24 protein-coding genes are annotated in these 24,363 nt (G+C 60.7%); 8 read left to right on the forward strand and 16 right to left on the reverse strand.

Annotated features, from left to right (window positions below):
• Position 1: 1 nt before the first annotated feature.
• The 4 genes from petA to mpl form a co-directional block, all read right to left on the reverse strand.
• A complete protein-coding gene (petA, locus tag ACE3O2_RS09405; RefSeq protein ID WP_168877794.1) occupies positions 2–592 on the reverse strand; it encodes a ubiquinol-cytochrome c reductase iron-sulfur subunit in 591 nt (196 codons plus the stop codon).
• Positions 593–802: 210 nt separating this feature from the next.
• Positions 803–1,768: a porin gene (locus ACE3O2_RS09410; protein WP_374336895.1), complete on the reverse strand. Its 966-nt coding sequence runs from the start codon at positions 1,766–1,768 to the stop codon at positions 803–805.
• A gap of 357 nt (positions 1,769–2,125) precedes the next feature.
• Positions 2,126–2,875, reverse strand: a complete 750-nt coding sequence (locus ACE3O2_RS09415; protein WP_374336897.1) for a YdcF family protein — start codon at positions 2,873–2,875, stop codon at positions 2,126–2,128.
• A 5-nt stretch (positions 2,876–2,880) separates the two neighbouring features.
• Positions 2,881–4,224, reverse strand: coding sequence for a UDP-N-acetylmuramate:L-alanyl-gamma-D-glutamyl-meso-diaminopimelate ligase (mpl, locus tag ACE3O2_RS09420; protein ID WP_374336899.1), 1,344 nt, complete (start codon positions 4,222–4,224; stop codon positions 2,881–2,883).
• Positions 4,225–4,419: 195 nt separating this feature from the next.
• Between mpl and ACE3O2_RS09425 the strand changes: the two genes are divergently transcribed.
• From ACE3O2_RS09425 to ACE3O2_RS09435, 3 genes are read left to right on the forward strand one after another with little or no spacing between them, the layout of a single operon-like run.
• Positions 4,420–5,328: a GGDEF domain-containing protein gene (locus ACE3O2_RS09425; RefSeq protein ID WP_168877798.1), complete on the forward strand. Its 909-nt coding sequence runs from the start codon at positions 4,420–4,422 to the stop codon at positions 5,326–5,328.
• A 54-nt stretch (positions 5,329–5,382) separates the two neighbouring features.
• A complete protein-coding gene (locus ACE3O2_RS09430; protein WP_374336901.1) occupies positions 5,383–6,240 on the forward strand; it encodes a GyrI-like domain-containing protein in 858 nt (285 codons plus the stop codon).
• Positions 6,241–6,289: 49 nt separating this feature from the next.
• Complete coding sequence (locus tag ACE3O2_RS09435; protein WP_374336903.1) at positions 6,290–7,243, forward strand: alpha/beta hydrolase family protein; 954 nt, start codon at positions 6,290–6,292, stop codon at positions 7,241–7,243.
• Positions 7,244–7,290: 47 nt separating this feature from the next.
• On the opposite strand, the gene ACE3O2_RS09440 is transcribed toward ACE3O2_RS09435, so the two are convergent.
• The 3 genes from ACE3O2_RS09440 to ACE3O2_RS09450 form a co-directional block, all read right to left on the reverse strand.
• Positions 7,291–9,072 (reverse strand): acyl-CoA dehydrogenase, encoded by a 1,782-nt coding sequence (locus ACE3O2_RS09440; protein ID WP_374336905.1) that lies wholly within the window; start codon positions 9,070–9,072, stop codon positions 7,291–7,293.
• Positions 9,073–9,268: 196 nt separating this feature from the next.
• On the reverse strand, positions 9,269–10,207 hold the full coding sequence (locus tag ACE3O2_RS09445; protein WP_374336906.1) for an electron transfer flavoprotein subunit alpha/FixB family protein: 939 nt from the start codon (positions 10,205–10,207) through the stop codon (positions 9,269–9,271).
• Entirely contained in the window at positions 10,207–10,956 is a 750-nt protein-coding gene (locus ACE3O2_RS09450; protein WP_374336908.1) for an electron transfer flavoprotein subunit beta/FixA family protein, read from the reverse strand. Before ACE3O2_RS09450 ends, ACE3O2_RS09445 begins: the two co-directional genes overlap by 1 nt.
• Before the next feature lie 365 nt (positions 10,957–11,321).
• Between ACE3O2_RS09450 and ACE3O2_RS09455 the strand changes: the two genes are divergently transcribed.
• The gene (locus ACE3O2_RS09455) at positions 11,322–11,744 is read left to right on the forward strand and encodes a MaoC family dehydratase (RefSeq protein ID WP_374336910.1); all 423 of its coding nucleotides are present in this window, start codon (positions 11,322–11,324) and stop codon (positions 11,742–11,744) included.
• A gap of 23 nt (positions 11,745–11,767) precedes the next feature.
• On the opposite strand, the gene rph is transcribed toward ACE3O2_RS09455, so the two are convergent.
• The 3 genes from rph to ACE3O2_RS09470 are packed head-to-tail and all read right to left on the reverse strand — an operon-like array spanning position 11,768 to position 14,382.
• Positions 11,768–12,484: a ribonuclease PH gene (rph, locus tag ACE3O2_RS09460; protein ID WP_374336911.1), complete on the reverse strand. Its 717-nt coding sequence runs from the start codon at positions 12,482–12,484 to the stop codon at positions 11,768–11,770.
• A 15-nt stretch (positions 12,485–12,499) separates the two neighbouring features.
• A complete protein-coding gene (locus ACE3O2_RS09465; protein WP_374336913.1) occupies positions 12,500–13,420 on the reverse strand; it encodes a PP2C family serine/threonine-protein phosphatase in 921 nt (306 codons plus the stop codon).
• 5 nt (positions 13,421–13,425) lie between these two features.
• Positions 13,426–14,382 carry a serine/threonine-protein kinase gene (locus tag ACE3O2_RS09470; protein WP_168877807.1) on the reverse strand — a complete coding sequence of 319 codons (957 nt, stop codon included), beginning with the start codon at positions 14,380–14,382 and terminating at the stop codon, positions 13,426–13,428.
• Between the two features lie 164 nt (positions 14,383–14,546).
• On the opposite strand from ACE3O2_RS09470, the gene ACE3O2_RS09475 reads away from it, so the two are divergent.
• On the forward strand, positions 14,547–15,416 hold the full coding sequence (locus tag ACE3O2_RS09475; protein WP_308418739.1) for a YicC/YloC family endoribonuclease: 870 nt from the start codon (positions 14,547–14,549) through the stop codon (positions 15,414–15,416).
• Positions 15,417–15,440: 24 nt separating this feature from the next.
• On the opposite strand, the gene ftsX is transcribed toward ACE3O2_RS09475, so the two are convergent.
• The 3 genes from ftsX to ftsY are packed head-to-tail and all read right to left on the reverse strand — an operon-like array spanning position 15,441 to position 18,080.
• On the reverse strand, positions 15,441–16,340 hold the full coding sequence (ftsX, locus tag ACE3O2_RS09480; protein ID WP_374336916.1) for a permease-like cell division protein FtsX: 900 nt from the start codon (positions 16,338–16,340) through the stop codon (positions 15,441–15,443).
• A complete protein-coding gene (gene ftsE / locus ACE3O2_RS09485) occupies positions 16,337–16,996 on the reverse strand; it encodes a cell division ATP-binding protein FtsE (protein WP_374336918.1) in 660 nt (219 codons plus the stop codon). The genes ftsX and ftsE overlap by 4 nt, the downstream gene beginning before the upstream one ends.
• A 4-nt stretch (positions 16,997–17,000) precedes the next feature.
• Positions 17,001–18,080 (reverse strand): signal recognition particle-docking protein FtsY, encoded by a 1,080-nt coding sequence (gene ftsY, locus ACE3O2_RS09490; RefSeq protein WP_374337419.1) that lies wholly within the window; start codon positions 18,078–18,080, stop codon positions 17,001–17,003.
• 110 nt (positions 18,081–18,190) lie between these two features.
• Between ftsY and rsmD the strand changes: the two genes are divergently transcribed.
• From rsmD to rpoH, 3 genes are all read left to right on the forward strand, one after another.
• Complete coding sequence (gene rsmD / locus ACE3O2_RS09495; RefSeq protein ID WP_374336920.1) at positions 18,191–18,742, forward strand: 16S rRNA (guanine(966)-N(2))-methyltransferase RsmD; 552 nt, start codon at positions 18,191–18,193, stop codon at positions 18,740–18,742.
• A 51-nt stretch (positions 18,743–18,793) separates the two neighbouring features.
• Positions 18,794–19,042, forward strand: coding sequence for a YfhL family 4Fe-4S dicluster ferredoxin (locus tag ACE3O2_RS09500; protein ID WP_168877812.1), 249 nt, complete (start codon positions 18,794–18,796; stop codon positions 19,040–19,042).
• Positions 19,043–19,192: 150 nt separating this feature from the next.
• Entirely contained in the window at positions 19,193–20,053 is an 861-nt protein-coding gene (rpoH, locus tag ACE3O2_RS09505; RefSeq protein WP_168877813.1) for an RNA polymerase sigma factor RpoH, read from the forward strand.
• A 171-nt stretch (positions 20,054–20,224) separates the two neighbouring features.
• Here rpoH and ACE3O2_RS09510 read toward each other — a convergent pair whose 3' ends face one another.
• From ACE3O2_RS09510 to ACE3O2_RS09520, 3 genes are all read right to left on the reverse strand, one after another.
• Positions 20,225–20,878: a hypothetical protein gene (locus ACE3O2_RS09510; protein ID WP_374336923.1), complete on the reverse strand. Its 654-nt coding sequence runs from the start codon at positions 20,876–20,878 to the stop codon at positions 20,225–20,227.
• Positions 20,879–20,997: 119 nt separating this feature from the next.
• A complete protein-coding gene (locus tag ACE3O2_RS09515) occupies positions 20,998–23,151 on the reverse strand; it encodes a UvrD-helicase domain-containing protein (protein WP_374336925.1) in 2,154 nt (717 codons plus the stop codon).
• A gap of 238 nt (positions 23,152–23,389) precedes the next feature.
• Complete coding sequence (locus ACE3O2_RS09520; RefSeq protein WP_374336928.1) at positions 23,390–24,274, reverse strand: FecR domain-containing protein; 885 nt, start codon at positions 24,272–24,274, stop codon at positions 23,390–23,392.
• Positions 24,275–24,363: the final 89 nt, after the last annotated feature.

Consider the following 24,363-nt stretch of genomic DNA (forward strand, 5'->3'; position numbering starts at 1 on the left):
CTTACGCTCCTTTTCCGTCATCACCCACCAGCAGGGTAGTACCGCTGAGCTTGTAGGGCGGAATTTCCAGGTTTTTCGGGGCAGGGGAACCGGCATACACGCGGCCCGCCAAATCAAAACGAGAGCCATGACAGGGGCAAAGGAAGCCGCCCTTCCAGTCCGCGCCCAGATCGGCTGGCGCAATTTCCTTGCGCAGGGTGGGCGAACAGCCCAAGTGCGTACAGACGCCCAACGCCACAAACAGCTCAGGCTTGACCGAACGGTTGGTGTTCTTGGCGTAATCCGGTTGCTGCGGATCTTCCGACTTCGGGTCTGCCAGCTTGCCATCCAGCGATGGCAACACGCTCAGCATGTCCGGGGTGCGGCTCAGAATCCACACCGGCTTGCCACGCCACTCTACCGTCAGCAATTGCCCCGGCTCCAGCTTGGATACATCTACTTCCACCGGTGCACCTGCTGCTTTTGCGCGCGCACTCGGGAACCAACTGGCCACAAAGGGTGTCGCAATACCAGCTACTGCCACGCCACCTGCTACGCCGGATGCGGCGAGCAGAAAGCGGCGCTTGCCACTGTCTACCGTTTGATCACTCATCGCTCGATTCCTGCCAGACCTAAACCTGCGCATTCTACCGCAATCCCGCCCTCAGCTTAAGCACCACGCTCAGGAAATTGCCGCAAAAACGCCCATTCGTCGCAGCAAGGCGACGTTTCTTGATCATTGTTAGCCAGATTGCCAACAGACGCAAAAGAAAAAGCCGCCCGAAGGCGGCTTTTTCAGACTTCAAACCGTTGCAGGCAACGATTAGAAGGAGTGCTTCATACCCACGAAGAACTTGGTTTCTGCCGAGGTATCGGTCACCTTGTTGCGGATGTACTCGGTGAAGAACTTGGTGCGCTTGCTCAGGTTGTAGTTCAAACCAACCGACCAGGTGCTCTTCTTCACGTTTTCAGCATAACCTTTGTTTTTCAAACGACCAGCCTGAATCTGGAAGTCAAATTTGCCAAAGGAAGCCCCGGCGTACAAAGTGAAAGCCTTGGCTTTGCGCTGATTGGAAGCCAAGTTAGAAGGCTTCCATTGCTGATACTCAGCACCGAATGCCCAGTCACCAAACTTCACGCCACCGGTAACTTGCCAAGTGTTGGCAGAACCACCACTGTTTTTCTGACGCAGATAGGCTGCACCCACATCCCAGTTTGCAGCGTCGTAGTCAACGCGAACGGACGTTTCGGTAGTGCCACGGAAAGAAGTGGTCTTGTCTTCCTTGGTAGACCACTGCAGCGAGCCAGTGAAGCCGCCCATTGCCGGCATGTCGTAACGGATCATGTTGCTGGTGAAGCTGTCGCTAAAGCGACCATGCAGCTCATCACCATACAGTTCCAGGTTGTCGTGCTTGCCGTCACCGAAGTTGTCTTCGCCATTGCCCAAGCGCACTTGACCGAAGGACCCCTTCAGGCCAACCCAAGTGTTGTGGTTACCAAATTGGCCGGTGCGGTCAGTACCGCCTTCGTCTTTACCAGAACCATCAACAGCAAAACGGGAGCGGATTTGACCCACAGCAGTCAGGCCATTACCCAGATCTTCGGACATGTTGAACTGGATTTGGCCACGACCATCAACGCGGGTTTCGCGCACGTTCTTGCCAGTAGCTTGCTTGTTCAGAAACTGCAAGCCGCCACGCATATAGCCAGAAATGGTCACGTTGCCGCTATCAGCGAATGCCGGAGCAGCCAGGGCGCCCAGCACAGCAACTGCGATCAGCTTTTTCATTTAGATCACTCCATATGGTTAACAACAATATCAGTGCCTTCTGTCGGACACCAATTCTGTGAAACTACCAGCGCATTTAACCGCATCCACCGCCGACATGCCAAGCTGATTTTCACGTTTCGCCCGGTTTTGCACAGCAAGTGTTGCGGGGTCACAACAAGCATGCCCTTAACATAAGAAGACTTGGCAAAACCGGCCGTCAACCCGCGCCAATGCTTGCCCGAAAGAAATCATCGCTACTTTATCCCGCGTGTCACCTGAAGCGCGGCAGGCGCCATTTCCGCCAAATGTGAAGGTTTCTTCCGTTGCGGCAACACAACACTTTTTTGGCGCTGCATCCCGACTTGGCGGGCGCATTCAGTGCCGAATGGCATACCACACGATACCCAACCATTCATGCAGCATCTGACCACTTTCCCTCCATGAAGTCGCTCCCGGCACCCAGTTGCGGTACCAGGGCTGATAGTCCGTGTGGAAGGCCACTCCCGCAGGCTGCACCTGCAGGCCCTGCTGCTGGAATTGCGGCAGCGCGCGCCGCAAATGCCAGCCATCGCTGACCACGTAGACGTGCTGGATGCCTTGCTGGCGTAGCAGCGATGCACTGAAGCGCGCATTTTCCGCCGTGGTATTAGAGCGCCCTTCTACCCAACGCACCGGCACCCCGAACTCATCTTGCAACACCCGCTGCTGCAGCACCGCCTCGGCCATGCCGCCATCCGGTGCGCCGCCACTCACCAGCACCGGCAGGCCCGTCTTGCGTTGCAACCAGGCGGCGTAGCGCACACGCTGCAAGCTGGGCTCTGCCAGTGTTCTGGCTTCATGAAAATCCGCCATGGCATCGCGGCGTCCGCCACCGAGCACCACAATGGCTTGCATACTGGAATTCGCCTGCCAGGCCATCCCCTGCTCCAGCCCGGCCGCCAGGCGGTTGACACACCATGGGGTCGCCGTCAGGTATAGTAAGAACAGCCCTAGCCAGAAGCCCACTTTAGCAATGCGCGGGAAACGCTGCCGCCCCAGCCAGGCCAGCAGCAGCAGCCACAGCAGACTGAAGGGCGGTAATACAAAAGCAACGATCAGATTACGGATAAACCAGCTGGTATCCATGCCATTCAGGCCAGCGCATTCAGCAACAGCTGGTGGATGCCGCCAAAGCCGCCATTGCTCATCACCAGAATCTGGTCACCCGGTTGCGCCATGTGCACCACTGCTGCCACCAGCGCGTCCAGCTGCTCGAATGACTGTCCCCGCGCACCAAGAGGGGCCAGAGCTGCAGCTGCGTCCCAGCCCAGATTGTGCGCATAGCAGAAACTGTGGTCCGCCTCCTGCAGGCTGGCGGCCAATTGGTCCTTCATGGCACCCAGCTTCATGGTGTTGGAGCGCGGTTCCAGCACGGCCAGAATGCGTGCCTGCCCCACCTTGCGACGTAGACCGGCAACGGTGGTGGCAATGGCGGTAGGGTGGTGGGCGAAATCGTCGTACACCGTGATGTCACGCACCGTACCGCGTACCTCCATCCGCCGCCGCACATTCTGAAAGACTGCCAGCCCCGCCAGTGACTGCGCCACCGTCACACCAGCATGGCGTGCCGCCGCAATGGCGGCGAGTGCGTTGTGACGGTTATGCTCACCCAGCATGGACCAGTGCAAATCACCCTGCGTCTGGCCTCCCAGCAGCACGCTACACCCATTATCCGCATCCGGCGCGCCCGCTTGCCAGCCTGCATCCACCGCAAAGCGTTCCAGGCTGCTCCAGCAGCCGCGCTGCAACACTCGCTCCAGCACGGGCGACTGGCCATTGCTGATCACCCTCCCCTCGCGGGGCACCGTACGCAGCAGGTGGTGGAACTGGGTTTCGATGGCCGCCAGATCCGCAAAGATATCAGCGTGGTCAAACTCCAGATTGTTCAGGATCGCGGTACGCGGGTGGTAATGTACAAACTTGGAGCGCTTGTCGAAGAAGGCGGTATCGTATTCATCGGCCTCGATCACAAAGAACGGGCTGTCCGTCAACCGGGCCGAAATACCAAAGTTCATCGGCACCCCGCCGATCAGGAACCCTGGATTCAAACCCGCATGCTCCAATATCCACGCCAGCATCGAGCTGGTGGTGGTCTTGCCGTGGGTACCGGCCACCGCCAGCACCCACTTGCCGCGCAGCACATGCTCCGCCAGCCACTGCGGCCCCGAGGTATAGGGCAGGCCACGGTCCATGATGGCCTCCATCAGCGGATTACCGCGCGACACCACATTGCCGACCACGAACAGATCCGGCTGCAAGTCCAGTTGCTGCTCAGCAAAGCCCTCAATCAACTCAATGCCCAACTGCTCCAGCTGGGTACTCATCGGCGGGTACACCCCCGCATCGCAGCCTGTTACCCGATGCCCCGCTGCTTTGGCAATGGCCGCAATCCCCCCCATGAAGGTTCCGCAAATGCCAATGATATGGATATGCATGCCGCTTTTCCCGTTGCGTGCGTAAAGCGCTGATTCTAACAGGCTTTGCTGCGAATCAGGCCACAGCCACGCATTCGTCATGGCCTGCAGGCTTGCGTTCATGCAGCCCGCTGGTTATCCTTGCCCCGACTCGCGCAGTCCGCTTTTGGCGATGCCGCTGATCCCTACAAGAATAGTGCGACACACTGGAACCCTATGGCTGCCTCTCCTGCTGATATTGCCCGCATTGCCCTGATTCGTCTGGCTGAACAAAGCCTGCCCCCCACCCCGGAAAATTACGCCCGCTTTTACTATGATGTGACCGGCACCGCACAGCCCGCGATGCAGGATGCGCAGCTGGTTGCACAGGTACAGCAGGTGGTACAGGACGCCAATCTGACCACCCTGCAGCTGGTGCAATACCTGGGCGGGCAGAATGCCACGCTGGAAACCTCCATAGAGGACCTGAGCCAAGCTGACGACAAGACTCGCGTACTGCACCTGCTCAACAGCCTGATCAGTACCACCCGCTCCATGCAGCAAACGGTGGAAGCATCACGCACCGAATTGAACGAAACCCGCCAAACCCTGCAGCAACTGCAGCATGAAGTGGAAATGAGCCACCACGACATGGAACACGATCTGATTACCGGGGTACAGAACCGGCTGGGCATGGACAAGACGCTGGCCAAAGAGGTCAGCAAAGCGCAGTCGACACGTACCAAGCTGACGGTATCCCTGATCGCCATCGACAGCTTCGAGGAGCACAAGAAGCGGCACGGCATCGACAGCTCGGACAAACTGCTGCAGCATCTGGTCACGGTAGGCCGCTCGGTCATGCGCGACAGCGACAGCATGGTGCGCTATGGGCAAGAAGAATTTCTGCTGGTCCTGCCGGAGACCGACCTCAAGGGCGCCCGTTTTGTATTAGACCGCTTGCAGCTGATCCTGCACCGCTCGCCGGTGTTTGTGCAGAACGACAAGATCCAGGTCAGCCTGTCTGCAGGCATTGCACAAATGCAGGGCAACGAGAAAAGCCACTCGCTGGTGATGCGGGCCGATCGCGCCCTGTTTGCCGCCAAGGCGGTGGGCAACGGGCATATCGAGTACGCTGGACAGCAATAAGCTGTCGCACAAAAGCTCAAGCCCCCCGTCAAAACCGATGGGTACAATCCGGGCATGCGTACATCCCTTGAGCTGAGCCTGCAGCAAGTCAACCGCGTAGTTGACCACATCGAAGCAGAACTGGGCCAATCCTTGCAGGCGGAGGATCTGGCCGCATTCGCCCAGCTGTCCGTCTGGCAGCTGCACCGCCTGTTCCGGGCGGTGGTGGGTGAATCCCTGATGGACTATGTGCGCCGTCGCCGTCTGGCGCAAGCAAGCGAACAGTTACGGTACAGTCAGCAAACGGTACTGGACATTGCCCTGGCCTGCGGCTTTGACTCGCATGAGGTTTTTACCCGCGCTTTCCGCCGCGAGTTTCATTGCTCTCCCACCCAGTATCGACGTGCCGAGCAGCTGCCCGCCAGCTTCCCGCGGCCCCGCCTCACCCCGGAATACCTGCTGCACCGCTTTGAGGGCATCACACTGACACCGGAATGGCAAACCCTTCCCGAGCGGCACGTCGCGGGACTCGGCCTGCAGTTGTATGGCCATGAGTCAGCCCAGCTGATCCCCGATCTGTGGCGCAAGCTCCGCACCCACCCGCAAGTACAGCAGTCTGCCGCCTGGGGGGTGCTGGATATCAGCCCGGACCAGCGCCAGCTGCGCTATCTGGCTGCCATTGCATGGCCTGAGGGCAGCCCCGTTCCGGAAGGCTGGCAGGCGCGCCGGATACCGGCTGGCCGCTATGCCCGCTTCCAGCACCAGGGCAGTGTCGCCAGCATCCAGCACAGCGTCAATTACCTGCATGCGGTGTGGCTGCCGCAGTCCGGGCAACAGCTGGCGGCCCGCCCCGAGCTGGAGTACTACCCCTCGGACCAGATCATTCAACTCCAGCAGCTGCGGATGGATATGCTGCTGCCTGTCGACCTGTGAGCGCCTCATCATGCCCCGATTATTTCTACACCTGCTTGGTGTTTGCCTGATGCTACCCGTATTGAGCCAGGCCATCGGCCTGCAACGCTTTGAAGTCCAGGACCCGGTACGGCAAAGCCGGATTGCGGCCCAGATGTGGTATCCCAGCGACAGCCCGGAGCAGACATTGCGGGTGGGCAGCTTCAGCCTGCAGGTTGCTGTCAACGGTCGGCCACTTGAGGGCCGCCGCCCTTTGCTGTTGATCTCGCATGGCAATGGCGGCAACAGCCTGGCACACCGTGATCTGGCGGACCACTTGGCTCGCGCCGGGTTTGTGGTGGTGACCTTCACCCATCCGTTTGACAATCACGAGAACCAGCAAGCGCTGGGCACCACCCTGCAATCACACGATCGTCCGCGTGAATTGCAGCGGGTTCTGGACCATGTGCTAGCGGACCCGGCCTTGTCCAGCCGAGTTGATCCGCAGCGCATCGGCGCCATCGGCTTCTCGGCAGGCGGCTACACCGTGCTGGCCAGTGCGGCAGGCGATGTGCAGCAAGCCCGCTATGACGCGTACTGCAGCAGTCAGCGCGATGACCCGCTAACCTGCAAGGCCTATCGTGAGCGAGGATTTATCCAGCCGGTAGAGCCAGTGTTGCCGGTGGTGGCGGACCCGCGCCTGAAAGCCCTGGTGCTGATGGCCCCGGCGGGGGTCTTCATGCTGAGCGATGAGCGTCTGCGCCAGTTGCAGCAACCGGTCCTGCTCTATCAGGCCACCCAGGATCACCTGATCCGCGAGCCGTTCAGTGTGGAGCGCCTGCGCAAGCTGCTGCCCAATATTCGTGGCGACCACCGCATCGAGGCGGGACACTTCGTTTTCATCGCCCCCTGCCCCTCAAACCTGCTCGCCGAACTGGCGGAGATATGCAGTGATGCGCCGGGCATTGACCGCGCCGCCATCCACCGCCGGATCAACAACGACGTCACCCTGTTCTTTCAGCAGCAATTACCGCCCGCCCCATGACAAAACGCCCTTGCGGGCGTTTTGTCATGGGGGATCACAGCGTCCTGTCAGAACTGGGCATCATCCATCAGCAGCACACTATCGGCACCGCCGGTGACTTGCACATGCAAGCCGCTGACCAGCGGCAGGCTGTGCTCGGCGTAGAAGCGGGCGGTGGCCAGCTTGGCATCAAACCAGGCCGGGTCGCTGTCGCGCTGCAGGGTGGCCGCCACCACCTGGCGCGCCATCATCATGCCGCCCAGCACCGTCCCCATCAGTTTCAGATACGGCACGGCACCCGCGGCAGCCGCGCGCGGCTGGCCACTGAACTGGGCAACCATCCAGTCGCTGCTCTGCTGTGCCAGTTTGAGTGCCGCTTGCAGGGCGTCGGCAACGCGGGCGCCGGTTTCCCCGCAGGTACGCGCTTTTTCCGCATCGGCAGCGGCCATCGCCAATACCGCCCTGGCGGTCGCGCCGCCATCTCGTGCCAGCTTGCGGCCAATCAGGTCCAGCGCCTGAATGCCGGTGGTGCCTTCGTAGATGGTTGTAATCCGCGCATCGCGCATGAACTGTGCCGCGCCGGTTTCTTCAATGAAGCCCATGCCACCGTGGATCTGCACGCCGAGATAAGTGATTTCCTGTGCCTGCTCGGTACTCCATGCCTTCACAATCGGGATCAGGAAGTCCACCAGCGCCTGTTGCTGCTTCTGTGCCGCCGCGTCAGGGTGCACGGCAGCCATGTCCAGCGCCACTGCCGCCACGTAGGACAAGGCGCGCATGGCTTCGATCTGCGAGCGCATCGACATCAGCATGCGGCGAATATCCGGGTGACGGATGATCGCTACCGGCGCCGGGTTGCTGCCGCCCAGCTCACGGCTCTGCACGCGGTCTCGCGCGTACCAGACCGCCTGCTGATAGGCGCGCTCGGCAATCGCCACCCCCTCCACGCCCACACCAAGCCGTGCGTGGTTCATCATGGTAAACATGTATTCTAGGCCACGGTTCGGCTCGCCCACCAGATAGCCAATCGCTCCGCCCTGCTCGCCAAACTGCATCACACAGGTCGGGCTGGCGTGGATGCCCAGCTTGTGCTCAATCGACACACAGCGCACATCATTACGCGCACCCAGTGCACCATCCGCACCTACCAGATACTTGGGCACCACGAACAGGGAAATTCCCTTCACCCCGGCCGGCGCATCCGGCAAGCGCGCCAACACCAGATGAATGATGTTTTCAGCGCAGTCGTGCTCACCCCAGGTGATGAAAATCTTCTGCCCGCTGATGCGGTAGTGCTCACCTTCCGGCACCGCCTTGCTGCGCACCTGACTCAGGTCGGAACCCGCCTGCGGCTCGGTGAGGTTCATGGTGCCGGTCCAGACCCCCTCCACCATCTTGTGCAGGTAGGTCGCTTTCAGCGCATCCGACGCATGATGGTGCAGGGACTCGATGGCCCCTTGCGTCAGCAACGGTAGCAGGCTGTAGGACAGATTGGCCGCGCACCACATCTCGTTCACGGCCACTGAAATGGCGGCAGGCAGGCCTTGTCCACCAAATGCTGTATCCCCTCCCAGGCTGTTCCAGCCCGCCTCAACAAACTGCCGGTAGGCTTCGGCAAAACCGTCCGCCGCTTTCACCTGATAGTCCGACCACTGCGCGCCTTGTACATCACCCGGCTGATTCAAGGGGGCCAGCACGCCGTTGGCAAATTTGCCCGCTTCTTCAAACACGGCATCGGCCAGCTCTGCCGTGGCCTCTTCATAACCGGGCAGGCGGGCGACCTGATCAAAGTCGGTCAGGGATTTCAGGGCAAACAGCATGTCGCGCACAGGCGTGGCAAAGGCAGTCATGGCGTGGCTCCGCAGTAAGTAATGGTCAAGCGCTTGCTTTATTTGGGTGCGCTGACCCGCTTGAATCATGGAGGATCAATCGGCAAATTGCGAACTTGCCAACGTACAAACAACACGCCCCTGCCCGGCAGTCATGCTGCAGACAGGGGCGATGTAACGCAGGTCACCCAACTACGGGTAACCAACCAACCGGGCCTTACTTGGCCAGCTCGGCTTGCAGTTCCGGCAGTACCGTGAACAGGTCACCCACCAGGCCGTAATCCGCCACCTGGAAGATCGGGGCTTCTTCGTCCTTGTTGATGGCGACGATCACCTTGCTGTCCTTCATCCCGGCCAGATGCTGAATCGCACCCGAGATGCCCACCGCCACGTACAGCTGCGGTGCCACCACCTTGCCGGTCTGACCCACCTGATAGTCGTTCGGCGCATAGCCCGCGTCCACAGCAGCACGGGAGGCCCCCACTGCTGCACCCAGCTTGTCGGCCAGCGGCACCAGCACCTTCTGAAAGTTCTCTTCCGAGCCTAGGCCACGACCACCGGACACAATGATCTTGGCCGAGGTCAGCTCCGGACGCTCGGACTTGGTCATTTCCGCGCCGACAAAGCGGGACAGGCTGCTGTCCGCACCGGTTGTAACGCTTTCCACCGCAGCCGCACCACCGCTGGCGGCGACCGGATCAAACGCAGTGGTCCGCACCGTCATGACCTTGATGCTGTCGGACGATTTGACCGTAGCCAGCACATTACCGGCATAGATCGGGCGCACGAAGGTATCCGCCGACTCCACGCCCACCACTTCGGAAATCATCGCCACATCCAGCAGGGCGGCCGCGCGCGGCAGATAGTTCTTGCCACTGGTGGTCGCCGGAGCCAGCACGGCACCATAGCCCTTGGCCAGTTCCGCCACCAAGCTACCGATGTTTTCGGCCAGTTGATGCCCCAGATGGGCCGCATCGGCCACCAGCACCTTGGCGACGCCAGCCACTTTGGCAGCGGCTTCCGCCACAGCGCCACATTGGTGGCCTGCGACCAGCAGATGGATGTCGCCACCCAGCTTCTGGGCTGCGCTCAGGGTATTCAGGGTGGCAGCCTTCAGCTGCGTGTTGTCGTGTTCAGCAATAACCAGGACGCTCATCACAGCACCTTCGCTTCGTTACGCAGTTTTTCCACCAGCTCAGCCACGCTGGCCACCTTCTTGCCTGCGCTGCGCGCAGCCGGCTCGGCCACCTTCACGGTGGTCAGGCGCGGGGTGACATCCACACCCAGCGCTTCCGGGCTCAGGGTTTCCAGCGGCTTCTTCTTGGCGGCCATGATGTTCGGCAGCTTGACGTAGCGCGGCTCGTTCAAGCGCAGGTCGGTGGTCACCACCGCAGGCAGCTTGAGGTCCACGGTTTCCAGACCGCCATCCACTTCGCGGGTCACCGCTACGGTACCCGTCTGCAGATCCACCTTGGAGGCAAACGTGCCTTGCGGCATGCCACTCAGCGCTGCCAGCATCTGGCCAGTCTGGTTGGCATCGTCATCAATCGCTTGCTTGCCGAGGATCACCAGTTGCGGTTGTTCCTTGTCGACAATGGCTTTCAGCAGCTTGGCCACGGCCAGCGGTTGCAGTTCGGCTGCCGTTTCCACCAGCACCGCACGGTCTGCCCCCATGGCCAGCGCGGTGCGCAGGGTTTCCTGGCACTGGCTCACGCCCAGCGAGACGGCAACGATTTCCGTGACCTTGCCGGCTTCTTTCAGGCGTACCGCCTCTTCCACCGCGATTTCATCAAAGGGGTTCATCGACATCTTGACGTTGGCGATATCCACGCCGCTGCCATCTGCCTTGACCCGCACCTTGACGTTGTAATCCACAACGCGCTTGACTGCGACCAGGACCTTCATACGCCTCCAGAGATGTATCAGCTGGGCAGTCTACTGCCCCGTTCATGGGCGACCGGGCTCTCACCCCGCCGCTGCGCACTGTCATGCCGCACTGCGGCATGACGACGTTAATCCATCAAGTCTAGCAGGCTTGCCGCCTGCCGGTAAGCATTCTGCCCTGCCGTTTTAAACAAACGTTTGAGCAGCCGTCATAGTTTGCTGTTTTAGCGCATTTTAATTCACAAAGCAAGCGCTTGAATAATTTACAGCATCACATATTTACGTTTACGTTAACGTAACATGCAAATTCCTGCAAGGTGCCCCCTTGCCAAGCCGTCATGCTGCACCGCAAAATGCAGCTTCCCGCTGAATCGCAAGGAACGGTCATGCAGCAATCGTATGCATTTGAAGATTTGAATATCGGTCTCGCCGCCGAGATCGGCCGTACGGTCACTGAAGCAGACATCGTGCTGTTTGCCGGTGTCACCGGTGATACCAATCCGGCACATCTGAACCAGCAGTACGCAGAAGGCACGCTGTTCAAAGGTCGCATTGCTCACGGCATGCTGTCAGCCGGTCTGGTGTCTGCGGTATTGGGTACCCGCCTGCCAGGTCCGGGCACCATTTACCTGAGTCAGTCGCTGAAATTCCGCGCACCGGTACGCCCGGGCGATACCGTGGTGGCACGAGTGGAAGTCACCTCGCTGGACCCGGCCAAGAAGAAAGTGACGCTGAGCACCACTTGCCGCGTGGGCGACACGGTGGTGCTGGAAGGTGAGGCCGTGGTGCTGGCCCCGGCCCGCAGCTAAGCAAGACGCAGCGCTTGGTGGGCTCAGCCTGCCAGCGCGGCTTTCTGCAGCTCAATCAGGCGAGCAATGCCTGCGCTGGCCAAGTCCAGCATCTGATTCATTTCTGTACGGTCAAACGCCACGCCTTCGGCGGTGCCCTGCACCTCAATGAAGCGCCCTGCGCCGGTCATCACCACATTCATGTCGGTTTCGCAGTCGGAATCTTCCGGGTAATCCAGATCCAGCACCGGCAAGCCCTGCCAGATACCGACCGAAACCGCGGCCACATGGTCACGAATCGGCAAGGCGGGCAGCTCGCCACGCTGCACCAGCAGGGACAAGGCGTCGTGCACCGCCACAAAAGCACCGGTAATGCTGGCGGTCCGGGTGCCACCATCGGCCTGGATCACGTCGCAGTCGACCAGCACCTGTCGCTCGCCCAGTGCGCCCAGGTCCACCACCGCGCGCAGGCTACGGCCAATCAGACGCTGGATCTCCTGGGTACGGCCGCTTTGCTTGCCTTGCGCGGCTTCGCGCTTCATGCGACTACCCGTCGAGCGCGGCAGCATGCCGTATTCTGCCGTCAGCCAGCCCTGCCCTTTGCCCTTGAGGAAACCGGGCACACCGGACTCAACACTGGCGGTGCAGATCACCTGGGTATCGCCAAACTCCACCAGCACACTGCCTTCGGCGTGGCGGGTGTAATGACGGGTCAGACGTACCGGGCGCAGCTGCCCCGGTTCACGTTGCGATGGGCGCATGGCAGCTTTCAACAATCAGGGTTTGGCAAATTTGCGGATGGCGTTCTGGATTTCAGCAATGGCGCGCTCGATGTCGTCATCGCTGACCTCGCCGCTGGCCTTCACATCATCCGAAACCCGCAGGGTATCCATCTGGGTGGTGACCACATCGGGGTTCATCTTCAGGGTGGAGGTGGCGGTGGCAATGGTGCCATCCTCTTCCTCCAGCCAGGTGATGCCCAGCGCGGTCAGGTTATCGGCGTGCTTGCCGCCGTTGAATTCAGCCCGGTCCATCAACTGTGGCAGCGCGTACAGCACCGGATAATGGGTCAGGTATTGCACCATGTCATGGGAATCCAGCGCGCCCCACACGCCATCGGTACACAGCAGAATGGTGTCGCCATTGGCGACAGGGCGACGCGGCGCCAGCTCCACCTCAGGCGGCAGCATGCTGCCCAGGCAGTTGTAGATCTTGTTCTTGTCCGGATGGGTTTCCGCCTCACGCTCGGTAATCTTGCCCATCTGCACCAGTTGTTTGACCCGGGAGTGGTCCTGGGTCAGCGCCACCAGCTCGCTATTGTGGAAAAAATACAGCCGTGAGTCACCCACATGCGCCCAGTAGGCCATATTGTCCTGCACGATACAGGCCACCACCGTGGTGCGCGGCGTTTCCAGCAGCTGGTTCTTGCTGGCATAGCCCAGAATGGCGTCGTGCGCCTGGTGTATGGTCTCGTACAAAAAGGCCGCAGGCTCACGCACCACTGGTTTGGCCTGCTCCTCAAAGCGGTTGACCATCAGCTCCACCGCAATCTGCGCCGCGATTTCGCCCTGCAGGTGCCCCCCCATGCCATCAGCCACCACCAGCAGCAGCGAGTCGCGGCTGTAGCTATAGCCCATGCGGTCCTGATTGTATTTGCGGCCGCCGCGGCGGCTTTCCTGATAAATCGAGAATTTCATCCTGTTCAGTCCTTGCGGCTGATCAAGTCACGCTGCAGGAATTCCTTGACCCGCTTGAACATGCTGACCTGAGGCACCTGATAATCCGTGCGCAACAATTCTTTTTGTAATTGCAGGACCGACTGCGGCCGGTCCATGAAATCCCGCTGCAAACACCAGTCCACCAGCTCCAGCAGCTGCGGTGAGTACATTTCCCGCCAGACCTTGTTCTGGCTGACCGGGCGGTATTTATCCTCGATCACCCGCGCGTCACCGGGTTGAGGCGCGTGCTTGGCCATACAGGCAAAAATGCTGGCACCCACCGCATAGACATCGCTCCACGGCCCAAGGTTATCTCGGTCGCGGTATTGCTCCGGTGGCGCAAAACCCGGGGTGAACATGGGCGACAGCCGTGGATTGTTGTCCGTCAGCGTCTGGCGGGCGGAGCCAAAATCCAGTAGTACTGGCGTACCATCCTGCCGGATATAGATATTGGCGGGCTTGATATCGAGGTGCAGCAGCTTGTGCAAATGCACGTCGCGCAGCCCGTTGAGTAGCTGGCCAAACACCAGCCGGATCATGCTTTCCTTGACCGGACCGGGCCGCAGCTGGATTTCCCGTTGCAGGGTGCGGCCGCGCTCATAGTTCATCACCATGTAGACGGTTTCGTTGGCGCGGAAGAAATTGAGCACGCGCACCACATTCGGGTGTTGAATACCCGCCAGCGCCTTGCCTTCCTCAAAGAAGCACTTCAGGCCATAGCGGAAGGTGGGCAGGTAATCGGCATTGGAGGGTTCCACCACATCGCCCGAAGTGCGCAGCACCAGCGAGCTGGGCAGATACTCCTTGATGGCGACCGGCTGGTCACTCTCATCGTGCGCCAGATAGACAATACTGAAGCCGCCCGAGCTGAGGGGCTTCACGATGGTATAATTCAGCAGCTGATAACCGCGCGGCAGCGGTTGATTGGTTTGTTGCCCCATGCCCTCTAACCAGATTCGTGTTCGGTGACCGGTCCGGTTACCGGACGGTATGGCAGCTGCAAACAGGAGGGCTCCGCCACTCCCGGCATGACTGTCGCATTGTCTTAGTTCGCCAACCCCTTGTAAAGCCGGAGCCACACACTCCGGTATAGCAGAAAGGAAGCATGATGATCGCCAGCATGACGGGTTACGCGTCCGTGACCGCAGAGACCGATCTGGGCATGATGACGCTGGAATTGCGGGCGGTCAATAACCGATTCCTCGATGCCGTGTTCCGCATGCCGGAAGAGCTGCGCGCCTTCGAGCCGCTGTTGCGGGAAGCGCTGTCCGGCGCCATCAGCCGGGGCAAGGTGGAATGCCGTATCAACCTCACCGCCCGACCTGATGCCCAAGCCGCGCTGGAGGTCAACGACCGCATGGTGAGCGCCCTGCTGGCCGCCGAGCAACGCGTGCTGGCACAGGCTGGGGGCGCGCGCGGCCTGTCGGTCTCCGATATCCTGCGCTGGCCCGGCGTCATGGCCGCTACCGAGGTCGATAACGAGCGGCTGAGCCGTACCTTGCAGCAAGCCATGCAGCAGGCGCTGCAGGACTTTGTCGCTTCTCGTAAGCGGGAAGGTGCCAAGCTGGCGGACGTGCTGCGTGAACGGCTGGAAGGCATCGAAGCGCTGGCACAAGCCACTCGCCCGAAGATGCCGCAGCTGGTCCAGGCTTATCAACAGAAGCTGGTGGAGCGCCTGCAGGAAGTCTTCGGCCAGGCGGACGATCAGCGCATCCAGCAGGAGCTGGCGCTGTTCGCGCAGAAGATTGATGTGGACGAAGAATTGTCACGCCTGGGCGCACACTGCAGCGAAGTGCGCCGCATCCTCAAGCAAGGTGGCGTGGTCGGCAAGCGGCTGGATTTCATGATGCAGGAACTGCAGCGCGAGGCGAATACCCTCGGCTCCAAGGCGGCTTCGCTGGAGCTGACCCAGACCTCGGTGGACATGAAAGTGCTGGTCGAACAGATGCGCGAGCAGGTGCAGAACATCGAGTAAGCGCCGACATTGCGGCGCCTCGGTTCAGCGATGGTCCAGTTGCAGCAGGTGGCGGGTCACCGCCACCCAGGCCCCCAGCCAGGCCAGTACCCCGGCTGCAGCCATCAGCAATAGCCCTTGCCACCACGGCAGGTAGGCCAGGGTCAGCTCGGTACCGTACAGGCGCGCCAGATGCAGCACCGGCGCTGACAGCTGCCAGGTGGCCAGCGCGGTAATTCCCCAGGCGGTGGCACCGCCCAGCATGCCTTGCAGCCCGGCAAAGTACAGGAAAGGCCGCCGGATAAAGGCGCGGGTGGCACCGATCAGGCGACTGACTTCAATCTCGTCCCGCCGTAACAGGATCTGCAGCCGCACGGTATTGCCCATCACCACCAGCAGGCCGATCGCCAGCAGCGCACTCAACCAGCCGATCAGGCTGCGCCCCAGCTGGGTAATCGCCACCAGCCGTTCCACCCAGGCGGCATCATGCACCACCTCGGCCACCTCCGGGCGTGCCGCCCACTGCGCCTGCTGCTGAGCCGGTGCCGCTGGATCGGCAAACTGCAACACCAGTGCGTCCGGCAAGGGATTGTCCGGCAAGGCATCGCCCAGCTCAGCCAGGTTGGCGCGGCCGATCAGATCCTTGAACGCGGCATCGCGTCCGATCCATTGCACCTTGACACCGCCGCTGGCCTCAATCTGCTTCTGCAGCTGCCTGGCCGCATCCGCACTGACTTCCGGCTTGAGAAACAGGGTCAGCTGCGGTTGCACCGGCAAGCGGGCCACTACCCGCTCACCATTGCTGAGCATGACCCACAGCAGCGTCGGCAGGGCCAGTGCTACCCCGATCATGCTCAATGTCAGCAGCAGGGCAAACGGTTGCCTCAGCAGATTGCGCAGGCCACTGAACAGCGCCTTGCGATGTGCCCACCACCATGCCTTCATGCCACCAGCCTCCCCTGCTCCAGGTGCAGGCGTCGGTTGGCGTAGCGGGACAGTACCGCTTCGTCATGGGTAGAGATCAACACGGTGGTGCCGACCTGATTGAAGGTGGTAAACAGCTGCATGATGTCTTCGGCGTACTGAGCATCCAGGTTGCCGGTCGGCTCATCGGCCAGCAGGATGCTGGGACGGTTGACCACCGCCCGCGCAATGCACAGCCGCTGCTGCTCGCCGCCGGATAAGGTAATCGGCAACGCTTTTTCCTTGCTCAGCAGGCCCACCTTGTCCAGCGCGGCCCGCACCCGCTTGGCGGCTTCTTTCGGCGGGTAGCCAATGATGGACAAGGGCAGCATGGCGTTATCAAACACGCTACGGTCAAACAACAGCTTGTGGTCCTGAAACACCAGACCCAGATTGCGCCGCAGGATAGGGATGGCGAACGGCTTGAGCGCCGCCAGATTCTGCCCGCCTACCAGCACGCTACCCGAAGTGGGCCGCTCAATGGCGGCCAGCAGCTTGAGCAGGGTACTCTTGCCAGCCCCGGAATGGCCGGTCAGGAACACCATTTCACCCGCCGCCACCTCGCAGCTGACATTGCTCAGTGCCTGATGACCATCCGGATAGCGCTTGTTGACCTGGCTCAGCTTGATGAACGACATGGGCTTACTCGTCGTCGAACAGGGCGTTGATAAAGTCGGCGGCCACAAAAGGGCGCAGGTCGTCGCGCTGCTCGCCAACCCCGATAAAGCGCAACGGCACCGGGCGGCTACGGGCAATCGCGGCAATCACGCCGCCCTTGGCGGTACCATCCAGCTTGGTCAGGATCAGGCCGGTTACCCCCAGCGCATCGTCAAACGCCTTGACCTGCGCGACCGCGTTTTGCCCGGTATTGGCATCCAGCACCAGCAGCACTTCATGCGGCGCGCTGCCTTCGGCCTTGGTGACCACCCGCTTCACCTTCTTGATCTCTTCCATCAGGTGCAGCTGGGTCGGCAAGCGCCCGGCGGTATCCACCAGTACCACATCAATATTGCGCGCCTTGGCGGCATTGATGGCGTCAAACGCCACCGCAGCCGGGTCACCACCGTCCTGCGCGATCACCGTGACGCCATTGCGCTCGCCCCAAGCCATCAACTGCTCGCGGGCTGCAGCGCGGAAGGTATCACCCGCGGCCAGCAGCACCGACTTGCCCTGGGACTGGAAATAATGAGTCAACTTACCGATCGAGGTGGTCTTGCCGGCACCATTCACCCCCACCATCATGATCACGTAAGGATGGTGGGTCGAAATGTCCAGCGGGCGCTCCAGCGGCAGCACCAGCTCGGTCAACGCCTCCTGCAGCTCCTGCTTCAACGCGCGCGGGTCTTTCAACTCACGCAGAGTCGCCCGGTCACGCACGGTCTTGAGCAGGGTCTGGGTGGCATCCACGCCCATGTCGGCGGTCAGCAAGACGGTTTCCAGCTCTTCATACAGGTCTTCGTCAATCTGGCCGCCACCAAACAGGCCCGCCAGCTGCTTGGTGAATTGCTGACGGGTTTTGGTCAGCCCCTGCTTCAGCCGGGCCGCCCAACCCAGTTTGGGGACATCTTCGGTCGCGGGGGCCTCAGGCTGGCTGACGGCGGGATCGGCTGCGGGCTTGTCTTTTTTGAAGAAACTGAACATCGTGGCTTTCTGTCCCGATACGTGGCGACCGGCGTCTGTTTGATCCTGCTTAACGGATGACACGCAATCGGGGTATAATATCCTGTTTTATTAGATCAATTTGCCGCCCGACCGTTCGGGCATGCAAATGACGTATTGTACGGGAGCCCGGCCCCGGCGCGCTACTTCATCGCGCCCGGACTGCACATCGCATGTTACGCAATCAGGTACGCATCATCGGCGGGCAATGGCGCCGCCGCCTGCTCAGCTTTCCGGACGGTGACGGCCTGCGCCCGACTTCAGACCGGGTGCGGGAAACCGTTTTCAACTGGCTGGGACAAGACCTGCACGGACAAAGTTGCCTGGATTTGTTTGCCGGCAGCGGTGCATTGTCTTTTGAGGCGGCATCCCGCCATGCTGCACGGGTGGTGGCGCTGGAATTGAGCCACAGCGTGGTACGGCAACTGAAGCAGAATCGCCAGTTGCTGCAGGCACAGCAGATCGACATTGTGCCGGGTGATGCTCTGCAATGGTTGCGCCAGTCCAGCGAGCAGTTTGATGTGATTTTTGCGGACCCTCCGTTTGCCGCCAACCTGCTGCCCGCTGTGCTGCCCCTGGCGGCTGCGCGGCTGAAGCCGGAAGGGCGGCTGTATATCGAAGGTGAACATTTGCCCGAGCTGCCTGCCGAATGGACCATACAGCGGCAAGGCAAGGCAGGACGGGTCAGCTATGCCTTGCTGCAACGGTCCGACCAGCCCGCTTGATTGACGCGGCAGGCCGTGCCAGAATCGAACTGAATAGTTGAGGAAATTACTATGTCTTTAATGATCACGGATGAATGCATCAACTGCGATGTCTGTGAGCCGGAGTGCCCGAATCAGGCCATTTCGCAGGGCCCGGAAATCTATGAGATCGACCCGAACCGCTGCACCGAGTGCGTGGGGCACTACGATACGCCGCAGTGCCAGGAAGTCTGCCCGGTAGACTGTATTCCGCACGACCCGGACAACGTCGAGACCCGGGAAGTGCTGCTGGTCAAATACGAGAAGCTGCAAGCTGCCTGAGCCTTGCCGCCTGATTCAAAACCGTTGTTGTTGCAGTCGCCATCCTGTCTCCAGGTTCCCCTACGGGGGTTGAACTTTTGACAGGATTGGCACTCTCATTGCCCGAGTGCTAATATTTTGTCAGACCCGAAAGCAGAAAGGCAGACATCCATGACGTCCACTGCGGTCATCCCGCTAACCGTTTCGACGGGGAATCTGGAGAGCTACATTCACAGCGTCAACCAGTTCCCCCTGCTGACGCAGGAAGAGGAACAGGCGCTGGCTGAGCGCCTGCACCGCCACAACGATGTGGAGGCTGCCCGCCAGCTGGTGCTGTCGCACCTGCGGGTGGTGGTGTCCATCGCCCGCAGCTATGCCGGTTACGGCTTGCAGCAGGCCGACCTGATCCAGGAAGGCAATATCGGCCTGATGAAGGCGGTCAAGCGCTTTGACCCCAGCCGGGGCGTGCGTCTGTTCTCCTTTGCCGTGCACTGGATCAAGGCCGAGATTCACGAGTTCATCCTGAAGAACTGGCGTCTGGTCCGGGTGGCGACCACCAAATCCCAGCGCAAGCTGTTCTTCAACCTGCGCAGCATGAAATCCGGCTTCAGCGCCCTGAACGAGCGTGAGGCGCAGGATATCGCCGAGCAGCTGGGGGTGAAGGCATCCGACGTGATGGAGATGGACACCCGTCTGTCCGGTCAGGATATTTCGCTGGAGCCTACCGAAGCGGATGACGACAACGCCCAGCAGGCTCCGATTGCCTACCTGGCCGATACCCGCAACGAACCCACCGCCCGGCTGGAGCAGCAAGCCATCGCCCACCTGCACGGCGAAGGCCTGATTGCGGCGCTGGACACCTTGGACGCACGCAGCCGCCACATTGTGGAATCACGCTGGCTGAGCGATGACAGCGGCGCCACCCTGCACGAGCTGGCCGCCGAGTATGGCGTTTCCGCCGAGCGAATTCGCCAGATCGAGCAAAAAGCCCTGCAGAAAATGCGACAGCAGCTGATCGCGCTGGTGGACTAAGCCATCTGGTTTCGCCCATAAAAAAAACGCCCTGCCTAATGCCTAGCTTTTCGCCCCACCGATGTTAACGATGAAGTTAACCGAGCACGGCAGCAAGGAACTACAAAGCCGGTATGAAAGGTGGTAAAAGGAATATGGCGCAGCTACTCCGGTAGCGCGCCCAGTTAAGCGCTATGTCTGCGGCAAGGAAAACACAACCTGAATAACCTTCTGGTTAGGGTAGAGCTTCTTGATCGCCGAGCGCAATTCGTCATGCCGTGCAACCAGTGACAAAAGATCTTCATCAACATTTTTGTAGATGGACGCTGTTATCTCTTTGAGCTTGTGAGTGAGGTCGATTCCAAGGACTTGCTCAATATCGTCCTGTGCGACTTTCCTTCCCACAGGGAAGCCCGCAGCAGCCATCTTGGGAAAGACTTCGTTCAGTACAAGCTCTGAGCGTATGCGAATTAACTGAATCGCAAGCGCAAATCGCTGCTCCTCAAGAAAAAGACCTGCATACGTCTGTGCATGGTCGCTCTGCAGTAAAAACTGAAGATCGCTCGCCTGGAACCGGTGCTCACCCACGGAAAGAGCTGGATGTGCAGCGAGGTTGAGCCAAGCGTCGGCGCGACCGCGGCAAGGCTCAAGGGCTTCTTTACGGTATTGCTCAAGCGTGTTCCAGAGATTGAATATCGTGTACAGAGCCCGGCTACCAGCCCCGACGTTGCGATCTCGAGTTTCACGATCGCGCCGCTGACTTTCCAAGGAGAACGCCACCCAAGCACCAACGAATGAAGCTACGAGAGTCGCTAGTATGGCGACAATGTCCTTGTACTCTGGCATTCAACCTCCGAAATTCCCAACGCATGAGTTAACCAGCGGGCTGCAAGGCCAAAGCATAGGTAAACCGCCGGCCTTGTTAACCAACTGAGTTGAACGATTTTAACCTTGATAAAACACGCTCAGCAGGCTTCCAGCCGAGCATAGCTGAGCAACAGCCATTTTACGCCCGCCTCCGGGAAGTTGACCTGAACCCGTGCGTCGTCACCCGAGCCTTCAGCTGCCACGATCACCCCTTGGCCAAAGCGGCCGTGCTTCACACTCTGACCAATGCGAAAGCCTTGCAGGTCTTGCGTACCCGCATACACGGCAGCGCCGGTTTGCACGCGGGGTGCTGCGTAGCCTCCATGGTTTGCACTGCTGGGCGGGCGACGGTTCAGCCACTGCGTCAGCGGCTCAGGTATCTCGCGCAGGAAGCGGCTTGCCAGATTGTAGCGGGTCTGGCCGTACAGCTGACGCTGCGTCGCCAGCGTCAGGTATAGCCGTTTGCGGGCACGGGTAATCGCCACATACATCAGGCGGCGCTCTTCACCGATACCATCGTGGGCGGAGAGACTGTTTTCATGCGGAAACAGCCCCTCTTCCAGACCGCAGACCCAGACCGCGTCAAACTCCAGCCCCTTGGCGGAGTGCACCGTCATCAGCTGCAGGGCATCCTGCGCCACTTCGGCCTGCAATTCACCGGATTCCAGCGAGGCATGCGCCAGAAAATCCTCAACCGTGCCGCCTTCCACCTCGTACTGGAAGTTCTGCGCCGCGTTGACCAGTTCTTCCAGGTTCTCCAGCCGCTCTTCACCATCCTTCTCGGCGCGGTAGGAATCGCGCAGGCCGCTGCGGTCCAGCAAGGCGTCGATCTTTTCTGGCAGCGGCAACTCGGCAATCTCGGCAGACAATTCGTCAATCAGGCGCACGAACACCGCCAGCTTGTTGGCCGCCGTGCCACCCGGCGGACGACTGCAGCAACTGGCCCACAGGGACAATCCCCCCTCCCGCGCCGCCACCTGCACCGCTTCCAGCGTACGCGCACCGATGCCTCGCGCCGGGAAATTGACCACCCGCAGCCAGGCACCGTCATCATCCCGGTTGGCGGTCAACCGCAGGTAGGCCAGTGCGTGCTTGATTTCCTGCCGCTCGAAGAAGCGCAGCCCGCCGTACACCCGGTACGGCACCCCGGCCGCAAACAATTGATGCTCCAGCAGGCGGGACTGCGCATTGGAGCGATACAGCACCGCCATGTCGGCCAGCGCCGTACCCTCACGGTGCAGCTGCCGCACTTCCTCTACGATGAAGTGCGCTTCGTCCTGGTCCGTCAGCGCCTCGAATACCCGCACCGGCTCGCCGGGTCCGGCAGCCGTCCACAATTGCTTGCCCAGACGGCCTTCATTGTTTTCGATCAGCGCGTTGGCAGCGTCCAGAATATTGCCGAAGGATCGGTAATTTTGCTCGAGCCGGATCACCTTGCCGATGCGGAATTCACGCTCGAAATCACGCATATTGCCGACATTGGCACCACGGAAGGCATAAATGGACTGGTCATCGTCGCCCACCACAAACATGGCGGTATCCGGCCCGGCCAGCAATTTCAGCCACTGGTACTGCAGGCGGTTGGTATCCTGGAACTCATCGACCAGAATGTGGCGGAAGCGCTGCTGGTAGTGCTCCCGCAGCATGGCATTGCGTGACAGCAATTCGTACGCCCGCAGCAGCAGCTCTGCAAAATCCACCACGCCTTCGCGCTGGCATTGCTGCTCATACTCGCCATAAACGTCGATATAGCGGCGGGTCTGCGGATCATAGCTCTCGCAGGCGCTGGCGCGGATGCCGCTTTCTTTTTGACTGTTGATGAACTGCTGTACCTGGCGCGGTGGCGTACGCTCCTCATCCACATTCAAGGCACGCATCACCCGCTTGATCAGCGCCAGCTGATCCTGCATGTCCAGAATCTGAAACGCCGCAGGCAAACCACACTCACGATGATGCGCGCGCAACAGCCGGTTGCACAGCCCATGGAAGGTACCTACCCACATGCCCCGGGTATTGATGGGCAGCATGGCGGTCAGCCGGGTCAGCATCTCCCGCGCTGCCTTGTTGGTAAAGGTCACCGCCATCAGGCCAAAGGGACTGGCCAGCCCGCTGTCCACCAGCCAGGCAATGCGGGTGGTCAGCACCCGGGTCTTGCCGCTACCCGCCCCGGCGAGGATCAGGGCCGACTCATGCGGCAGGGTTACCGCGGCCAGTTGCTCCGGATTCAGTCCGGACAGAAAATCATCACGCATGACAAGCAGGGGGTGCTACCACCCCCGATCAGGACAATGCGCGTATTGTAAGGGCAAACCCGGCAAGAACGCTCGTTCTATTTAATAATGCCGCTCAGAGCCAGGTTTATGGTCTTGCCAGCGGGGCCGAGGCAAGGCGAAAACGGCTAAGGAAGCGGAGTTTACTCGGGGTAAATGAGCATTCCGAAGCCATTTTCAACGCCATATCGGCGCCGCGCAGCAGACGATGAACCGGCTCTCAGCGCAGCCCGGCCTTGGGCTGCAACTCTGGCACCACGCCCAGCACCAGCGAGGCCGCAGCGTTGGCATCACTTTCGCTGTCAAAGTCCGGCACGCTGACCAGATACACCGCGCGGCCCTTGAACTTGCGCTGCTGCACTACAGCCGGAATACCCGCCTCATCCAGCGTACTCACCAACGCCTGCGCGACGGCCTTTTTCGGATAGGCTGCCAGATACAGCGACCAGTCACCCCGCACCACAGCTACGCCCCGGCCAGACTGGGTTTCGGTTTGCGGTGCCCAATCGGTTTCCAGCTTGTTACGGTCAACATAACTCACCGGCTCGGGCTGGCTGCCCCGGTTGGCCACATAGAACTGCAAGGGCTGGTCCAGCGTGGCAGACGCGCCGCCTGCGTGGCTAACCCCGATCTTGCCTTCAATCAGACACACCAGATCGCGCCCTTCATCGGATTTGCCCCACAAGTCGGTGCCGCGAATGCCCGCCGTCACCGTGGCCACCCGGATGCTGACATCACGCCGCGCCAGCTTCTGCGAGCTGCTGGTGGTAAAACGGAACGCCCCCTTGAGCACATCCAGCGAAGCGGCAAACAGGCCCTGGTTTTCCTCGGCAGGCACCACACTGCTCACCTTGAACTGGGCCTGCTCGCCCAGTTTGACGGTACTGCCCTCACTCAGCAGCAATTCCACTCGTCCGCCGGTACCGGTCTGCAGCAGGTCGCCCGCTTTCAGTACCGTTGCCGGGGTCAGCGCCTGACGGCTGCCATTGGCATGCTGCACCCAGGCGGGCATCTGCAGCCTGGCCACCTGCACGGCAGGCACAGCGAAAACGGCCATGGGCATGGCTAAAGCGGCGAGCAAACCCAATCGTTGCAAGGCATTCATGCAGGTCTCCTGTCATTCGCGTTAGCAGACTGCCAGAGTTGGCAGCGCTGTGGGTATAATCAACACTTTACATCATGACGGTGTCGCGC

Origin of the sequence: Leeia sp. (genome assembly GCF_041909055.1) — a bacterium.
GTDB lineage: Bacteria > Pseudomonadota > Gammaproteobacteria > Burkholderiales > Leeiaceae > Leeia > Leeia aquatica.

What these genes read in the sequence shown, in the direction of transcription:
- ACE3O2_RS09435 (WP_374336903.1), top strand. Translation starts at nt 6,290, where the DNA reads ATGCTACCCGTATTGAGCCAGGCCATCGGCCTGCAACGCTTTGAAGTC.
- ACE3O2_RS09415 (WP_374336897.1), bottom strand. Translation starts at nt 2,875, where the DNA reads ATGGATACCAGCTGGTTTATCCGTAATCTGATCGTTGCTTTTGTATTA.
- ACE3O2_RS09470 (WP_168877807.1), bottom strand. Translation starts at nt 14,382, where the DNA reads ATGGGGCAACAAACCAATCAACCGCTGCCGCGCGGTTATCAGCTGCTG.
- ACE3O2_RS09500 (WP_168877812.1), top strand. Translation starts at nt 18,794, where the DNA reads ATGTCTTTAATGATCACGGATGAATGCATCAACTGCGATGTCTGTGAG.
- ACE3O2_RS09445 (WP_374336906.1), bottom strand. Translation starts at nt 10,207, where the DNA reads ATGAGCGTCCTGGTTATTGCTGAACACGACAACACGCAGCTGAAGGCT.
- ACE3O2_RS09465 (WP_374336913.1), bottom strand. Translation starts at nt 13,420, where the DNA reads ATGAAATTCTCGATTTATCAGGAAAGCCGCCGCGGCGGCCGCAAATAC.
- ACE3O2_RS09510 (WP_374336923.1), bottom strand. Translation starts at nt 20,878, where the DNA reads ATGCCAGAGTACAAGGACATTGTCGCCATACTAGCGACTCTCGTAGCT.
- ftsX (WP_374336916.1), bottom strand. Translation starts at nt 16,340, where the DNA reads ATGAAGGCATGGTGGTGGGCACATCGCAAGGCGCTGTTCAGTGGCCTG.
- ACE3O2_RS09425 (WP_168877798.1), top strand. Translation starts at nt 4,420, where the DNA reads ATGGCTGCCTCTCCTGCTGATATTGCCCGCATTGCCCTGATTCGTCTG.
- ACE3O2_RS09520 (WP_374336928.1), bottom strand. Translation starts at nt 24,274, where the DNA reads ATGAATGCCTTGCAACGATTGGGTTTGCTCGCCGCTTTAGCCATGCCC.
- ACE3O2_RS09450 (WP_374336908.1), bottom strand. Translation starts at nt 10,956, where the DNA reads ATGAAGGTCCTGGTCGCAGTCAAGCGCGTTGTGGATTACAACGTCAAG.
- ACE3O2_RS09475 (WP_308418739.1), top strand. Translation starts at nt 14,547, where the DNA reads ATGATGATCGCCAGCATGACGGGTTACGCGTCCGTGACCGCAGAGACC.
- ACE3O2_RS09410 (WP_374336895.1), bottom strand. Translation starts at nt 1,768, where the DNA reads ATGAAAAAGCTGATCGCAGTTGCTGTGCTGGGCGCCCTGGCTGCTCCG.
- ACE3O2_RS09430 (WP_374336901.1), top strand. Translation starts at nt 5,383, where the DNA reads ATGCGTACATCCCTTGAGCTGAGCCTGCAGCAAGTCAACCGCGTAGTT.
- petA (WP_168877794.1), bottom strand. Translation starts at nt 592, where the DNA reads ATGAGTGATCAAACGGTAGACAGTGGCAAGCGCCGCTTTCTGCTCGCC.
- rph (WP_374336911.1), bottom strand. Translation starts at nt 12,484, where the DNA reads ATGCGCCCATCGCAACGTGAACCGGGGCAGCTGCGCCCGGTACGTCTG.
- ACE3O2_RS09455 (WP_374336910.1), top strand. Translation starts at nt 11,322, where the DNA reads ATGCAGCAATCGTATGCATTTGAAGATTTGAATATCGGTCTCGCCGCC.
- ACE3O2_RS09440 (WP_374336905.1), bottom strand. Translation starts at nt 9,072, where the DNA reads ATGACTGCCTTTGCCACGCCTGTGCGCGACATGCTGTTTGCCCTGAAA.
- mpl (WP_374336899.1), bottom strand. Translation starts at nt 4,224, where the DNA reads ATGCATATCCATATCATTGGCATTTGCGGAACCTTCATGGGGGGGATT.
- ACE3O2_RS09515 (WP_374336925.1), bottom strand. Translation starts at nt 23,151, where the DNA reads ATGCGTGATGATTTTCTGTCCGGACTGAATCCGGAGCAACTGGCCGCG.
- ftsE (WP_374336918.1), bottom strand. Translation starts at nt 16,996, where the DNA reads ATGTCGTTCATCAAGCTGAGCCAGGTCAACAAGCGCTATCCGGATGGT.
- rpoH (WP_168877813.1), top strand. Translation starts at nt 19,193, where the DNA reads ATGACGTCCACTGCGGTCATCCCGCTAACCGTTTCGACGGGGAATCTG.
- rsmD (WP_374336920.1), top strand. Translation starts at nt 18,191, where the DNA reads ATGTTACGCAATCAGGTACGCATCATCGGCGGGCAATGGCGCCGCCGC.